The following is a 15,038-nucleotide window of genomic DNA, read 5'->3' as shown; positions in this document are numbered from 1 at the left end:
GGGGCAGCCATCAAGGCGACACCGCCTTCAACCGCGCGCCACGAAGTACCCGTTCAATATCTCCACATCCTTGGCATCCAGTACTCCCGCCAAGTAGCGCAACTGCACCCAGGCCCGCAGGTACTCATGCCGGGCCTGGGCCAGATCACGCCGCGCCCCGTACAACTGCTGCTCGGCATCGAGCACATCGAGGTTGACCCGCTCTCCCCCCTGCACGCTGCGCCGAGTCGCCTCGACCAACGCACTGGCAGCATTCACCGCCATCCCGTAGGCTCGGATCTTCGCGGTGCTGCTGGCGCACAGGTTGAACTGGCGACGCAACTGATTGAGCGTGTCGCTGACCTGCGCATCGACCTGGAACTGCAAGCCATCTCGCTCCGCCTGTGCCTGGCGCACCCGCGCCGATACACCGCCACCGGCGAACAGCGGCACACTCAACTGAATCCCGACACTGTCGGTGTCATAGCGCTGGTTGTAGGTGCTTTCCGAGCTCGAACTGGAAATGCCCTTGCTCACGTAGGCACTCAAGCTCGGCAGGTGCCCTGCACGCTGACGCTCCACACCTTGGTCAGCGACATCCAGGGCATGTCGCTGGCTGGCCAGCTCGGCGTTATGCGCCACGGCCAGGTCGCGCCAGGGCTCGAAGCGCGCCGGTACCAGCGGCTGCACGGCGAGTGACGGCAACATCGGTGCAAGGTCTTCGGCACTCATCGCCTCGCCGGTGATCGCCTGCAGGCTGCGCAGCGCCGCGTCGAGGTTGTCGCCAGCCTCGATCTCCTGGGCCTGGGCCAACTCGTAGCGGGCACGGGTTTCCAGCACGTCGGTGCGGGTGCCCTCGCCATTCTTGAGCAGGCGCTCGTTGAGCTGCAGTTGCTCGGCGTAAGTGCGCCGCTGGGCCTGGGCCAGGGCAATCTGCTCGTCGGCGAACAATACTTCGCTGTAGGCCGAAAACACCCGCACCATCATTTCCTGGCCGCGACCGCGCAGGCGCTCGTCGGCCAGCGCAGCCTGGGCCACGCCTCGGCGATAGTCGCTCCATACGGCGTAATCGAACAACGGCTGCTGCAAGGTCAGGGTCGAGCTGTAGCTGCGGTAATCACGCTGGCTGGTGACATCACCGAGCTGGCTGCGCTGGGTCACCTCCGAGTCGTTGCGGGCACGGCTGTAGCGGTAGGAAAGATTCGGCAACAGCCCCGCGCGACCGATGGCGAGGTTCTCGACACCCGCGTCGCGCTCGGCGATCGCCGCGTGCAGGGTCGGATCGTTGCGCAGGGCCAGGGCATAGGCATCGCTCAGGTCCAGGGCTTGCGCTGGCAGTACCAGGCCCGACAACACGCCCGACAATACCGTGGGCAACAACAGGCGCATCGGCTCACTCCTCGCTCAGGGCGATATGCACCCGGTCGGCCAACGGCTTGAACAGGTAGCTGAGCAGCGAGCGCTCCCCACTGCGCACGAAAGCCTCCACCGGCATACCGGGGCGAATGTCCAGCCCAGCAAGCTGCCGCGCGCCGTCCTCGCTGACCTTGATGCGCACCTGGTAATACGGCTGCTGGGTCTTTTCATCGAGCAGGCGGTCCGCCGAGACCAGGCTTACCTCACCTGCCACCCGTGGCGTGGTGCTCTGGTTGAAGGCGACGAACAGCAACTCCACCGGCAAGCCCGGTCGCAAGCGGTCGACCAGCTCCACCGGCGCCCGAGCATCGACCAGCAACGGCGCATCGCTGGGGACGATTTCCATCAACTGCTGCCCGCGCGCGATCACCCCGCCGTTGGTGAACACACTCAAGCCCACCACGGTACCGGCGACCGGCGCACGCACCTGGGTGTGGGCCAGGTCGAACTCGGCGCTGCGCAGGCGGTTGCCCAGGTCCTCGGCGCTGGCCTGGGACTCGCTCAACTGCTGGCGCACCTCGTTCTGGAACTCCTGACGGCGCTGGCTGGCACGCAGTTTCAGCTCCTGGACCTGGCGCCGGGTGCGACCGATGTTGCCAAGGTCTTCGGCAATCGAGCCGTTGACCTGCGCCAGCAGGCGCTCGCTGTCGAGCAGACGGTTGCGCGGAATGTAGCCGTCACGGGCCAGCTCGCGCAGGCCGCGCAGTTGCTCGTCCAGCGCGACGCGCTGGGCCTGTTTGCTGCTCAGCGAGCCTTGCAGGCCACTGAGCGACGCCTCGGCCCCGGCGATACTTTCGCTCACACCCGCCAACTCCAGCTCCAGCGCCTGGGCGCGGCTGCTGCGCAATTGTCGCTGGGTCTCCAGTACCGTCGCCACCCACGGCGTGGCGGCCTCCTCGAGCAGGTCGGCGGCAAAGGTCACGCCGGGCGCTGAATCGCGCTCGGCCAGCAGCCGTGCCTCCGTGGCCCGCGCATTCACGTACTGCACCTGCAATGAACCGCGCTGGGCCTGGGCCTGGGTCGGATCGAGGCTGAGCAGCACCTGGCCTGCCTGGACCTGATCGCCGTCGCGCACCGCAAGCTGCCCGATCACCCCTCCGGTGGGATGCTGGACCGCTTGCCGACTGCCGGCCACCACCACATTGCCGCTGACCGGCACGCCCTTGTCCAGCGGCGCCAGCGCCGCCCACAACAGGAAGCCGCCAAAGCCTGCCAACACCAGCCAACGCCCGGCCTTCGCCGGGCCTCGGGCATCGTCGCGCAGTTGATGAACCTTGTCAGACGCAGCGCCAGACGCGCGGGTAAACAACGGGTGCACACTCATGCTCAAGATCTCTGGCCGCCCTGGTTGAAGCTGTAGGTCACGCCGCTACGCGCCGCGGAGGGTGGTGCGACGCTGGGGGCTGCAGGACGGGCCGCAGCCTGAAGTACCCGTGCGGTCGGGCCGAACTGCTGGATCACGCCGCCGTGCAGCACCAGCAGCTTGTCCAGCCCCAACAGCAGGCTCGACTTATGGCTGATCATCACCAGCGTGCGCCCCCGCGCCTTGAGCTCGGCGAGCGCCGCCAGCAAGGCGCGCTCACCGGCCTCGTCGAGGCTGGCGTTGGGTTCGTCGAGCACCACCAGCGCAGGCAAGCGATACAGCGCCCGGGCCAGGCCGATCCTTTGCCGCTGCCCACCGGACAACCCCGCACCACCTTCGCCCAGCAGCGTGTCGTAGCCCTGCGGCAGTTGCAGGATCAGCTCGTGCACGCCGGCCAATTGCGCCGCTGCGACCACCTCCGAGGCGTCCACCGGGCCAAGCCGGGCGATGTTGTCGGCAATGCTGCCGGCAAACAGTTGCACGTCCTGCGGCAGGTAGCCGATGTGCTCGCCGAGCGCCTGGCGATCCCACTGGGCCAGCGCCGCACCGTCGAGGCAGACCTTGCCCGACTCAGGGTTCGCAGCCCCTACCAACAGGCGGGCCAGGGTCGATTTTCCAGACCCCGAGGCACCGATCAGCCCCAGCGACTCACCGGCCGCCAGCTCGAAATCGATACCACTCAGGCAGACCCGCTGCCCGCCAGGCACCCGGGCATGCAACTGCTCGACCCGCAGCCGCCCCTGTGGCGCAGGCAGCGGCATCGCACTGGCCAACGGTGGATAACGGCGCAACAGCAAACCCAGCCGCTCGGCGCTCTGGCGTGCCGAACCCCACTGGCGCCACACGCCAATCAGCTGATCGATCGGCGCCAGCACCCGCGCCATCAGGATGGAACCGGCGATCATCATCCCCGGACTGATCAGGTGCTCCAGCGCCAGCCAGGCCCCCAGCCCAAGCACCAGCGACTGCAATGCCAGGCGCACGCTCTTGGACACCGCAGTGATTGCCGCGCTGCGCTCGCTGCCCAGGTTCTGCCGGGCCAGGAAGCCATGGTGCAGCTGGCTCCAGCGCTGGCGCACGGCACCGAGCATGCCCATGGCGGCGATCGCCTCGGCATTGCCCAGGTTGCCGGAAGCCTGCTGCATCGCCTGCTGCGACAGCCGCCCGGCCTCGATGAACTCGCCATGGGTCAGGCGTTCGTTGAGCCAGGCAAGCCCGGCCAGCAGCAGCGCCCCGACCACCGCCAGCAGGCCCAGCCACGGGCTGAACAGGAAGATCACCAGCAGGTACAGCGGAAACCACGGCGCATCGAAGAAGGCGAACAACGCCTGGCCAGTGGCGAACTGGCGCAACTGGGTCAGGTCGCCCAGGGCCTGCTGGGCGCTACCTTTGTGCCCGTCGAGGCTGGCCTGGTATGCGGCATCGAACACCCGAGGGTTGAGTTGCAGGTCCATGCGCGTGCCCAGGCGGATCACCACCAGGCTGCGCAGCCATTCCAGCACGCCCATGAAGGCGAACAGGCCCAGCACCATCAGGCTGAGCATCAGCAAGGTCATCTCGTTGCCCGACGACAGCACCCGGTCGTAGACCTGCAGCATGTACAGCGCCGGCGCCAGCATCAGCACGTTGGCCACGGCGGTGAACAGGGCGATATTGCCCAGCCCACCCCGGCAGGACTTGAGGGCCTGCCACAGTTCATCGGCGGCGGCGTTGCGCGGTGTACTCATCGCTGACCTCGAAGGGCGAGGCGGCGTCGCCATTGACCTGGCAGCCGCCACCTCGCAGAATTTCGCGGCACCCCGGCCTGGGCCCGACAAGACACGGGCCAGGGTGCATGCAACAGGGCCAATGACAGAGCGATCTGCCATTGGCCTTTTTCATGCCTGGCGTCAGGCAGCCAGGGCCAGGTCTTCAGGCAGTGCCTGGATACCCACGGCTTCGGCAGCCGCAACGTTCGCAGCACCACCACTCAGTGCCGCGGCAATGGCGTCGAAGGTGCTGTCGGTCGACACGCCGTAGCTGGCCAGCAGGTTGTCCAGCACGCCTTCCAGCGCCGAGGTGTTGCCCTGCATCAGGCCGTAGATCACGCCCTGTACTTCGTTGCCGGCACGGCCGGCACCCAGCGCGGCATCCAGGTCCAGGCCGTTGAAGCTGACCACGTAGTTGCTCAGGCTGAAATCGCTGCCGCCGCCACCGCCGAGCACTTCGCCCAGGCTGACGTTGTCCAGCGAACCCCACAGGTAGTGGTTCAGGTTGTCGCCCGGCGCCTTCAGCGGATCGAAGACGTAGTGCAGGCCGTTGGAGGTGTCGGAGTCGGCGATGAAGGCGTAGTCCGAACCGTTGGCGCCGTGGGTGGCGTACTGGTCGCCATCACGGCTGCCGTTGCTGAAGCCGCCGGTGTTGCTGTAGCCGTGACCGGCAGTGACGAAACCTGCGCTCCAGAAGGCCAGGTAGTCGTCGACGGTGGCGCTGCCGAATGCTGGATCGTAGGTGACGGAAATAGTCATGACGGTTCCTCTGTGCTGCTTGGTTTGAACGAAGGCGTCTTGCCCTCGTGTTGCCCGGAGTGGGCGAACGCAGGTGTTTCAGAATCGGTATTCGAGCATGCCGCTCAGGGTCCGGCCGCGGGCCAGGGACAGGTTGTTGACGTCGCCCATGGCGACGAAATAGGCCTCGTCGGTGGCGTTCTCCAACGACAGCGCAAGGTTCAGGCTGGGGGTCATCCAGTAGCTGGCGTACAGGTCGTAGACCTTGTATTTGGGCCACATGGCCTGGTCGATCTGGCTGTAGCCGTGGGTGTCGAGGTTCTTGCCATTGCCCTCGCTGTAGCGCAGGCGCATGCCGACATCCAGGGTCTTGTCGAGAAAACGCATGCCCAGGGTCAGCGAGCCACGGTCGGCCGGCATATAGGAGGCGTTGCCCATGATGTCGCCGCAGCTGACGCGGTTGTTCTCGGTGGCATTGGCCTCGGCGCGCGAGACCCGCACCGGCAGCATGATGATGCGGCTGCCAACCTGCACCGGGCGCAGCACGGTACCGGCGCTGACCAGTTGCTGGGCGCCGCCGAGGTAGAACTGGTTGGAGCAGAAGTCGTTGCTGCCGATCATGTGGGTGTAGCTGAGCTGGCCGTAGTAATCGCCGGCGTCATAGTCCAGGCTGTATTCCACGCCACGAAACTGTGTGGTCTCGAGGTTGTTCTGGTACACCGAGCGGCCCAGGGCGATGCCCGATACGCTGGAGCCCGGCAGGCTGGCGTTGGTGTCGAGAAACGAGAAGTTGTCGATACGGGTGTCGAAGTAGGCGATCTTGGCGGCGAAGCGGTCGCCACTGCGCAGCAGCGACTCCTTGAAGATGTTCAGCCCCAGCTCCCAGTTGTGCGACTCCTCGGCCTTGAGGAAGGGGTTGGGATAGACCATCTCGTTGCCACCGCCATGCGGGCGGCCGCTCATGTACGCCTCGGTCACCGCCGGCGGACGCCAGCCACGGCCCCAGCGGGTGTAGACCTGCAGCCAGTCCAGCCCCGGCTTCACGGCGATACCGAAGGTCGGTGAGAAGCGGCCTTCTTCGCGGTCTTCCTCGAACAACAGGTCGGTGCGCTGACGGCGCAGGTTGGTCTCGGTGACACCCTCGGGGTACATCCAGGTCGTGACGCCGGTCTTGCCGGTCAGGCGATAGCGGTCATAGCGCAGCCCGGCATCGACCACCAGCCAGTCGTCATGCTCGTAGCTGAGGTTGCCGAACAGGCTGGCCATGACCCGCTTGCCCTTGGGGTTCGCGCCCTGCACGTACGGCAGCGACTCGGTCTCGTTGACCGCGGCGATACGGTTGGTGCTGGGGCGGAAGGTATCCTGGAAAGCCTCGCTGCCATAGTTGAACGTGAGGCTGTCGGCCTGGAACAGGTGCCAGCGCGAGGTGTTCTGCAGTTGCAGGCCCCAGGTGTCGGTCTGGTAGCGATCGGTGTAGTCCTCGACACGGTTGCCGCTGTTCTCGGACGAGGCGTTGTTGGCGTTCCAGCGATCCTGGCGGGTGGTGACGTAGTAGAGCTTGGCCTTGAAGTCGATCAGCTCGTTGGGATTGAAGCTGTAGTCCAGGGCCGCGTTCCTGGCGTTGATGTCGTTGGTGCCGGTGACGCGGTAGTAGTAGTCGTGGCTGCCGGAGTCCTTTACCGTCCAGGCGTCCTTGCTGTCGGTGTCGGTCTCGAAGTAGCTGAACTGCAAACGCTGCTCATCGGGCAGGTTCAGGCCGAGCTTGAAGATCTGCGAGCGGGTCACGCTGTCCATGCCGCCGACTTCGCCGTTGAGCCAGCTCTTCCAGGCCTGACGGTCTTCGAGCTTGCCGCGCATCTGGGTGCCGAGGTTGCCGGCGTTCTGCGTGCCGCTGCGGTAGTCGCCGAAATGCCGCTCGCTGTGGCCGACCAGGATGTCGCCGACTTCGTTGCCCACGGCGAACAGCGCACTGCCGTTGAAGTAGGTGCCGTTGCCCAGCTCGCCGATACCGTGCCCGGCACGCAGGCGGCCGCCGATTGCCTTGCCAGGGGCGAGCAGGTCGCGGGCATCGATGGTGGCGAAGCTGGCGATCCCGCCGATCACCCCGGCGCCGCCCATGCCGGCGGAGGTGCCCTTGTCGATCTCGACGTTCTGCACGAACTCGGGGTCGATGAACATCACGCCGTTGCGCTGCTGGTGGCCATTGACGCTGAAGTTCTGGCGCATGCCATCGATGTTCATGTTGACCCGGCCATAGTCCTGCACGCCGCGAATGTTCACCGAGAGCCCGGGGTCGCGCTGGTTGACCGCGGTGTATACCCCGGCGGTCTGCTCGAGCATGTCGGCGGCGTGGCGCGGCGGGCGCTGGTCGATCTGCTTGCGCGTGACGACGCTGACCGAGCGCGGGGTCATGTAGACCCAGTCGCCGTCACGGGTCGATTCGACATGAGTGGCACCCAGCTCCAGCGCCTGGCCATCGGCCTCCACCCGCTCCAGCCCTACCTGGCCGGCCGCACTGAAGCGATAGCGTACCGGGGTGCCCTGCAGCAGTTGGCGCAGGCCGTCTTCAGCGGCATGCGCGCCGTGCAGGCCGGCGCTGTTGAGCCCGGCCAGCTTGCGGCTGTCGAAGAACACCTGCACGCCCGACTGCTCGGCGTAGGCCAGCACGGCACTGTCGAGGGCCTGGGCCGGGATGTCGAACTGGATCATCTGGCGGCTGGCGGCATTGGTCGCTGGCGCGGCGTGCGCCATGCCGATCCCCATCGGCATGGCACAGGTGCCCAGGACCAGGCTGCTGGCCAGGGCGAGGCGACCGAAAGGTCGAAGGGTCTGTTGTCGTGGCGTGGTCACTGCGAAGGCTCGTCTGTTGTTGGCGTTTTCTAGTAATGAAAATCAATCTCAACAATCAGACGTGCGGGGGTGGAAAAGTCAGTAAGGGGAAATGAAAAAAGATTGTGCGGGGGCTGGAGGGGCGCGCGATCACCGGCATGGCCGGTGCCATACACGGCGGTGTTCTTTTCGCGGGCAAGCCCGCTCCCACAAAAATCAGTGGAGTACCTGTAGGTGCGGGCTTGCCCGCGAAAAGCCCACCACCGAGCAAAGATCAGTAGATCAAGGTTAACCCAGGCAGCTCGAGCCGCTGCGCCTGCAGCTCATCGCTCAACACCCCGCCAACCGCCGCCAGTTGGTCAAGACGAAACACCCCGCTTACCTCGCGCTGCGCCAACTGCGAATCCACCACCATCAAGCGCCCCGGACGATAGCGGTTGAGCCGCGCCACCACCTCGGCCAGCGGCTGACGCTCGAACACCAGCACCCCACGCTCCCAGTCGGTGGCGCGCTGCAGATTCTGCTCCGGCCAGGGCCGCACACCACTGGCGTGGTCATAACGCACGCTCTGCCCCTGCTCGACCACCTGATCGGCACGGCCACGCGCTGGCGGCTTCAGCAGATCGACGGCCACGCGGTGTTCGAGCATCCCGACCCAACCGCCCTCGCCCGCCTGCCCCACCACGAAGCGCGTGCCCAGCGCGCGAGTGGTCGCCCCGGCATACTCGACCACGAAAGGTCTGCGCTCCTGCGCCGACACCGGCGCGGCGCTGAACACCGCCTCCCCCGCCAGCAGGTGCACACGTCGCTCGCGGTCGTCGAAGGCCAGGGTGATGGCGCTGCGGCTGTCCAGGTCGACCAGGCTGCCATCGGGCAACGTCACTCGGCGTACTTCGCCGGCCGCGGTGATGTAGTCGGCACGCCAGTCCAGCAGCAACTGTGGCGCCTGCGCGACACCAAAGGCCAGCACCAGCAGTGCAGCCACGCCGGTCATCGCCCGGCGCAGGCGCGAACGTCGAGGCACTGGCCGGGCCAGGGTGGAGGGCGATGCGCGGCGCACAGGCGGCACGATCTGCGCCAAGGAGCCCAGGTCAGCCCAGGTCGTGCGGGCGAACTCATAGGCCTGGGCATGCCGCGGATCGGCGGCGCACCACTGCTCCAGCGCCCGCTGCTGCTCATCGCTCAAGGGGCCGGCACTGTCGCGCACCGCCCACTCGGCGGCCTGCTCGCGAATCGCTTGCTCGGGCTGGTTCTCGCTGCTCACACGGTTCTCTCGCGATCTGGTTATGTCTGGGCTGACGTCTGAAGGGGCAATTGTCAGTAAACCGCTCGTCATCCACCGTCCTGCAGGCACTGCATCACATAGGCCAGGGCCTTGGCCAGATGCTTCTGCACGGAGCTGTCGGAAATCCCCAGGTGGCGGGCGACCTCGGCGTGGGTCATGCCTTCCAGGCGGTTGAGACGAAACACCTGCTGGGTGCGCTCGGGAAGCGCTTCGAGCATGGTTTGCAGGCGCCGCAGATGCTGATCGCGCGCCGCCTGCTCCTCAAGCCCTGGGCGTTCTTCGACGATGCCTTCGAGAGCCTCGTGGGGTACCGGGTCGGTCTTGCGCCGCTGCTGCTGGCGCAGGTGGTCGATCATCAGGTTGTGCGCCGTGCGGTACAGGTAGCCCGGCGTGTTTTCGATGGTTTCCTGGCGCTGCTGTTCGGCCAGGCGCAGGAAACTTTCCTGCACCAGATCGGCAGCGAGCTGCGGATCGCGCACCTTGCGCGTCAGCAGCCCCTGCAGGGTTTTCGCATGCTTGATGAACAAGCGCTTGAGGTCGGACTCCGCCACACGCACTCCAGCTGGTGGTCGCAAGGTGGCGGAATGCTACTCGCTACTGAGAATCACTTGCAAGAAGTGCGATCACTCGAACAGTGCGTCCAGGGCCTGCTCCAGACGCGTCACCGCAATCACCTGCAAGCCTGCTGGCGGTTCCTTGGGGGCGTTGCCCTTGGGCACGATGGCGCGCTTGAAGCCATGCTTGGCCGCCTCCTTCAGGCGCTCCTGGCCGCTGGGCACCGGACGCACCTCGCCAGAAAGACCGATCTCGCCGAACACCAGCAGGCCATGGGCCAACGGGCGGTTGCGCAGGCTCGACATTACCGCTGCGAGCAGCGCCAGGTCGGAGGCGGTCTCGAGCACCTTGACCCCGCCGACCACGTTGAGGAACACGTCCTGGTCATGGGTGGGAATGCCGCCGTGGCGGTGCAACACCGCCAGCAACATCGCCAGGCGGTTCTGGTCCAGGCCCAGGGTGACCCGCCGCGGGTTGGCCAGGTGGCTGTCATCGACCAGCGCCTGCACCTCGACCAGCATCGGCCGGGTGCCCTCCCAGGTGGCCATCACCACGCTGCCCGGCACCTCTTCCTGGGTGCGGTTGAGGAAGATCGCCGAAGGGTTGGAGACCTCCTTCAGGCCACGGTCGGTCATGCCGAACACACCCAGCTCGTTGACCGCGCCGAAACGGTTCTTCACCGCTCGCAGCAGGCGCAGGCGTCCGTCCGATTCGCCCTCGAAATACAGCACGGTGTCGACCATGTGCTCGAGTACCCGCGGGCCTGCCAGCGAGCCCTCCTTGGTCACGTGGCCAACCAGGAAGATCGCCGTGCCGCTCTGCTTGGCGTAACGCACCAGCAGCGCCGTGCTCTCGCGCACCTGGGCCACGCCACCGGGAGCCGATTGCAGCTGTTCGGTGAAGATGGTCTGGATCGAGTCGATCACCATCACCCGCGGCTTTTCCACCCGCGCCGTGGCGATGATGGTTTCGATGCAGGTTTCGGTCATCACCTTGAGCTGGTCCTGGGGCAGGCCCAGGCGCCGCGAACGCATGGCCACCTGCTGCTGCGACTCCTCGCCGGTGACGTACAGCGCAGGCATCTGCGTGGCGATGTTGCACAGGGTCTGCAGCAGGATGGTGGACTTGCCGATACCTGGGTCACCGCCAATCAGCACCACCGAACCATCGACCAGGCCGCCGCCAAGCACACGGTCGAGCTCGGTGCTGCTGGTGGTGAATCGCGGGATCTCCTCGACACTCACCTCGGCCAGGGTCTTGATCTGCGCCTGCTGCCCGGTCCAGCCCGCACGCCCGGCAGGCGCTGCAGCGCCGCCGCTTTCGATCATGGTCTCGACCAGGGTGTTCCAGGCGCCGCATTCGCCACACTGGCCGGCCCATTTGGGAAAGGTCGCGCCGCACTCGGTGCAGCCATACAAGCGCTTGGCCTTGGCCATCGGGTCAGTCTCCTGGGCAAAGACCGCCATGATAGCCCAAGCCCGATGTGCCTCGGGCGCTGCTGCGTGCGACAAAACTATTCGTTCTAATGGCAGTCTGTAGCCCTGAATGCAGCGCATGAAGCGTTTTAGTGGCTTACACTGCGTTTACCTCACCATTTGTTACAAAGGAATAAAACATGGGCGTGCTCAGCGAGTTCAAGGCCTTCGCGGTCAAGGGAAATGTCGTCGACATGGCGGTTGGTATCATCATCGGCGCGGCCTTCGGCAAGATCGTCTCGTCGTTCGTGGGCGACGTGATCATGCCGCCACTGGGCCTGCTGATCGGCGGGGTGGACTTCAGTGACCTGGCGATCACGCTCAAGGCTGCAGAGGGTGATATCCCGGCAGTGGTGCTGGCTTACGGCAAGTTCATCCAGACCGTCATCGACTTCGTGATCGTGGCCTTCGCCATCTTCATGGGCGTGAAGGCGATCAACCGCCTCAAGCGCGAAGAGGCCGTGGCGCCCACCACCCCGCCGGTACCGACGCCGCAGGAAACCCTGCTGACCGAGATCCGCGACCTGCTCAAGGCGCAGAACCGCCAGCCCTGACCAAAACGTTCCGGGGCCGCGATACGGCCCCGGATAGCGTCCCTACCAGTAGTTCTCCACCGCCACCTGCCCCGGCCGCTTGCTCAAGCTCAGTTGCAGGTCGCGCGCCTTCAGCACCTTGCGTGTCTCGTCGATCATTTCAGGGTTGCCGCACAGCATGATCCTCGAATGCTCCGGCGAAAACTCAAGCCCCGCGGCCCGCTCCAGCTCGCCGTTCTCGATCAGCGTGGTGATCCGCGCATTCAGCGCGCCAGGGTGCAGCTCACGCGTAACCACCGGAATGAACTGCAGCTTGCCGGCGAACTCGGCCAGGTAGTCGCGCTGTTCAAGCCCGGCGATCAGATCCACGTACGCCAACTCCTTGGCTTCGCGCACCGAATACACCAGCTTGATGTTGTCGAAGCGTTCCCAGGCCTCGAAGTCCTGGAGGATCGACACGAAAGGGGCGATACCGGTGCCTGTGGCCAGCAGCCACAGGTCGCGGCCACCGACGAAACGATCCAGGGTCAGGTAGCCGAAGGCCTGGCGGTCGATCAGCAGGGTGTCACCCTCTCCCAGCCGGCTCAGCTCGCTGGTGAACTCCCCGCCCGGCACCACGATGGAAAAGAAATCAAGAAACTCGTCATGGGGCGCGCTGACCATCGAGTAGGCCCGCCACACCACACTGCCGTCGGCCTTGGCCACCCCAAGGCGCGCGAACTGCCCAGCACGGAAACGGAACCCCGCATCACGGGTGACACGCAGGCTGAAAAGGTTCGGCGTCAGGGGTTGGACATCGAGCAGGGTTTGTGAAGTGAATTTGTCGGCACTGGCGGTCATGACGGACTCCCGAGGTGAATGCGCCAAGTGTGGCGCAAAGTGACGCCCAGGAACACCGAGGAGCTGTAGGGTCTCGTACAAAATCGGTACAACTAAATCTATATCGATAGCACACGCTATAGAGAAAAACTTCCAGCGCTTTAGTCAGCTTTTCCTACACTCGGATGGATGCCACCAAAATTTGGATCCACTTGGAGCAACAACATGTCGCATTGGAAGCCGGAAAATCTCCAGATATTGCTGGGCGAAAGGCACCCCGAACGAATGTTCGACCACGCCATCGCACTCGTTCAGGAGATGGACATGAAGTACGTGGGGCTTGCCCTGCACCTGCATGTTCCCGCGCAACGTGCCCATGTAATCCTGTACAACAATTTTCCAAAGGAATGGAATGCCCACTATCAGGCGGATCGCAACTTCATCGAGCAAGACCCCATCATAGCCCTCAGCCGCCGCTCCACGGTCCCGGTGCTCTGGGAAGACAAGCTCTACGACGAAGCCCCCGAATACCGCAGCCTCGCTTGCAGCCATGGCCTGCGTCATGGGTGGACGCAGTCGCTCTACGATCACATCAACCACGCCAGCCAGCTCAGCGTGGCCCGCCCCGAGCACAAGGTCTCGACGCTCGAATTCCTGACCAAGAGCGCACAATTGCTCTGGCTGCACAACGTACTGCATGAACTGATCTGCGAACATCACCGCAGACTGATGGACCCAGCCCCTGCCCTGACCGACCGTGAGCTGGAAGTCACCAAATGGACCGCTGACGGCAAGACCGCGTCGGACATCGCCTGCATTCTCTCGTTGTCGCAGAGTACCGTGAACTTCCATATTCGCAGTGTGATCGCCAAACTCGGCGTGTCCAACAAGACCGCTGCCGCCGCAGTTGCCGCCGCTCGCGGCTTGATCTGGAAGTAACTGCCCGCTACCGGCAAAGCCCTGTAGAATCGAAGGCTTTGACGCTTGCGATCATCCACCGCAGGCAAAGCCGCATCGAGCCCGTTCCCCCATGCCCCTGCTGACCAGCCCATTCGCCGAACTCGACCTGATCCGTCAACCGGAGCAGAACAACGACCCCCTGCAAGCCTTCGACGCTGCCGACGAGTACCTGCTGAGCCACTTGGCCGCCCAGGCACCGCAAACCACGTGCCGCGTGCTGATCCTCAACGACAGCTTCGGCGCCCTGGCGGCCAGTCTCGCCGGCCATGTGCAGGTGACCAGCAGCGGCGACTCCCACCTGGCCCACCTGGCCCTGGAAAAAAACCTCGCGCGCAATGGCAAACCCTACGACGCCGTGCCCTTCATACCCTCCAGTGAGCATTGGCAAGGGCCGTTCGACCGTGTGCTGATTCGCGTGCCCAAGACCCTCGCATTGCTCGAGGAACAACTGATCCGCCTGCAAGGCAAGCTGGCGCCCGGCGCCGAAGTGATCGCCGGGGCGATGATCAAGCACCTGCCCCGCGCCGCCGGCGACCTGATGGAGCAGTACATCGGCCCGGTCCAGGCGTCGCTCGCGCAGAAAAAGGCACGCCTGTTGATCGCCACGGTCGGCGAGCGACCTGTCGCCACCTCGCCCTACCCCACCCGCTACCGCCTCGACAGCCCAGCGCTGGAGCTGATCAACCATGCCAACGTGTTCTGCCGCGAAGGCCTGGACATCGGCACCCGCGCCTTTCTCCCTCACCTGCCGCGCAACCTCGGCAGCGCCCGGGTCGCCGACCTGGGGTGCGGCAATGGCGTGTTGGCCATCGCCAGTGCACGGGTCAACCCGGATGCGCACTACACCCTGGTGGACGAGTCGTACATGGCCGTGCAATCGGCGCGGGAAAATTGGCAGGCGGCACTGGGCGATCGCGCGGTGGACATTCGCGCCGATGATGGCCTGGCCGGGCAGCAGAAGCAGTCACTGGATGTAGTACTGTGCAACCCGCCATTCCACCAGCAGCAGGTGGTTGGCGACTTCCTCGCCTGGCGCATGTTCCAGCAGGCCCGGGAGGCGCTGGTGGTCGGCGGCGCGCTGTACATCGTCGGCAATCGCCACCTGGGCTATCACAGCAAGCTGTCGCGGTTGTTCCGCGGTGTGGAGCAGGTCGCGGCGACGCCGAAGTTCGTGGTGCTCAAGGCGCGCAAGTGATCGTAGGACCAACTGTCTTGCTCAAAATCTGGAGACCAGCCCAATCCCTGTGGGAGCAACTGTCTTGCTCAAAATCTAGAAGCCAGCCCAATCCCCTGTGGGAGCGGGCTTGTCCCGCGAACACGGGCGTAGCCCGTGCCAGG

Annotated in this window: 12 protein-coding genes; 3 read left to right on the top strand and 9 right to left on the bottom strand. The window is 65.3% G+C overall.

Annotated features, from left to right (window positions below):
* Positions 1-27: 27 nt before the first annotated feature.
* From ACNFHO_RS22285 to radA, 8 genes are all read right to left on the bottom strand, one after another.
* On the bottom strand, positions 28-1,368 hold the full coding sequence (locus tag ACNFHO_RS22285) for a TolC family outer membrane protein (RefSeq protein WP_416767374.1): 1,341 nt from the start codon (positions 1,366-1,368) through the stop codon (positions 28-30).
* 4 nt (positions 1,369-1,372) lie between these two features.
* Positions 1,373-2,719, bottom strand: a complete 1,347-nt coding sequence (locus ACNFHO_RS22280) for an HlyD family type I secretion periplasmic adaptor subunit (RefSeq protein WP_416767373.1) — start codon at positions 2,717-2,719, stop codon at positions 1,373-1,375.
* A gap of 2 nt (positions 2,720-2,721) precedes the next feature.
* The gene (locus tag ACNFHO_RS22275) at positions 2,722-4,485 is read right to left on the bottom strand and encodes a type I secretion system permease/ATPase (RefSeq protein WP_416767372.1); all 1,764 of its coding nucleotides are present in this window, start codon (positions 4,483-4,485) and stop codon (positions 2,722-2,724) included.
* Positions 4,486-4,647: 162 nt separating this feature from the next.
* Entirely contained in the window at positions 4,648-5,265 is a 618-nt protein-coding gene (locus ACNFHO_RS22270) for a heme acquisition protein HasA (RefSeq protein WP_054894045.1), read from the bottom strand.
* Positions 5,266-5,343: 78 nt separating this feature from the next.
* Positions 5,344-8,013, bottom strand: coding sequence for a TonB-dependent hemoglobin/transferrin/lactoferrin family receptor (locus ACNFHO_RS22265; protein ID WP_416767462.1), 2,670 nt, complete (start codon positions 8,011-8,013; stop codon positions 5,344-5,346).
* Positions 8,014-8,347: 334 nt separating this feature from the next.
* Positions 8,348-9,337: a FecR family protein gene (locus ACNFHO_RS22260; RefSeq protein ID WP_416767371.1), complete on the bottom strand. Its 990-nt coding sequence runs from the start codon at positions 9,335-9,337 to the stop codon at positions 8,348-8,350.
* Positions 9,338-9,405: 68 nt separating this feature from the next.
* Positions 9,406-9,909, bottom strand: a complete 504-nt coding sequence (locus ACNFHO_RS22255) for an RNA polymerase sigma factor (RefSeq protein ID WP_416767370.1) — start codon at positions 9,907-9,909, stop codon at positions 9,406-9,408.
* A 72-nt stretch (positions 9,910-9,981) separates the two neighbouring features.
* Complete coding sequence (gene radA / locus ACNFHO_RS22250) at positions 9,982-11,349, bottom strand: DNA repair protein RadA (protein WP_054894041.1); 1,368 nt, start codon at positions 11,347-11,349, stop codon at positions 9,982-9,984.
* Positions 11,350-11,528: 179 nt separating this feature from the next.
* Here radA and mscL point away from each other — a divergent pair, with 179 nt between their 5' ends.
* Positions 11,529-11,942, top strand: a complete 414-nt coding sequence (gene mscL / locus ACNFHO_RS22245; protein WP_054894040.1) for a large-conductance mechanosensitive channel protein MscL — start codon at positions 11,529-11,531, stop codon at positions 11,940-11,942.
* A 42-nt stretch (positions 11,943-11,984) separates the two neighbouring features.
* On the opposite strand, the gene ACNFHO_RS22240 is transcribed toward mscL, so the two are convergent.
* Positions 11,985-12,761: a ferredoxin--NADP reductase gene (locus ACNFHO_RS22240; RefSeq protein ID WP_054894039.1), complete on the bottom strand. Its 777-nt coding sequence runs from the start codon at positions 12,759-12,761 to the stop codon at positions 11,985-11,987.
* Positions 12,762-12,965: 204 nt separating this feature from the next.
* Between ACNFHO_RS22240 and ACNFHO_RS22235 the strand changes: the two genes are divergently transcribed.
* Together ACNFHO_RS22235 and ACNFHO_RS22230 are read left to right on the top strand one after the other, a co-directional pair.
* Positions 12,966-13,679 carry an autoinducer binding domain-containing protein gene (locus ACNFHO_RS22235; RefSeq protein WP_416767369.1) on the top strand — a complete coding sequence of 238 codons (714 nt, stop codon included), beginning with the start codon at positions 12,966-12,968 and terminating at the stop codon, positions 13,677-13,679.
* Between the two features lie 91 nt (positions 13,680-13,770).
* Entirely contained in the window at positions 13,771-14,895 is a 1,125-nt protein-coding gene (locus ACNFHO_RS22230; RefSeq protein ID WP_416767368.1) for a methyltransferase, read from the top strand.
* The last annotated feature ends 143 nt before the right edge of the window (positions 14,896-15,038 follow it).

The organism is Pseudomonas sp. NY15374 (genome assembly GCF_048068255.1).
GTDB classification, from domain to species: Bacteria; Pseudomonadota; Gammaproteobacteria; order Pseudomonadales; family Pseudomonadaceae; genus Aquipseudomonas; species Aquipseudomonas machongensis.
Note: the sequence above shows the minus strand (reverse complement) of the source record. Positions and strands in the feature narration are given on the sequence as shown.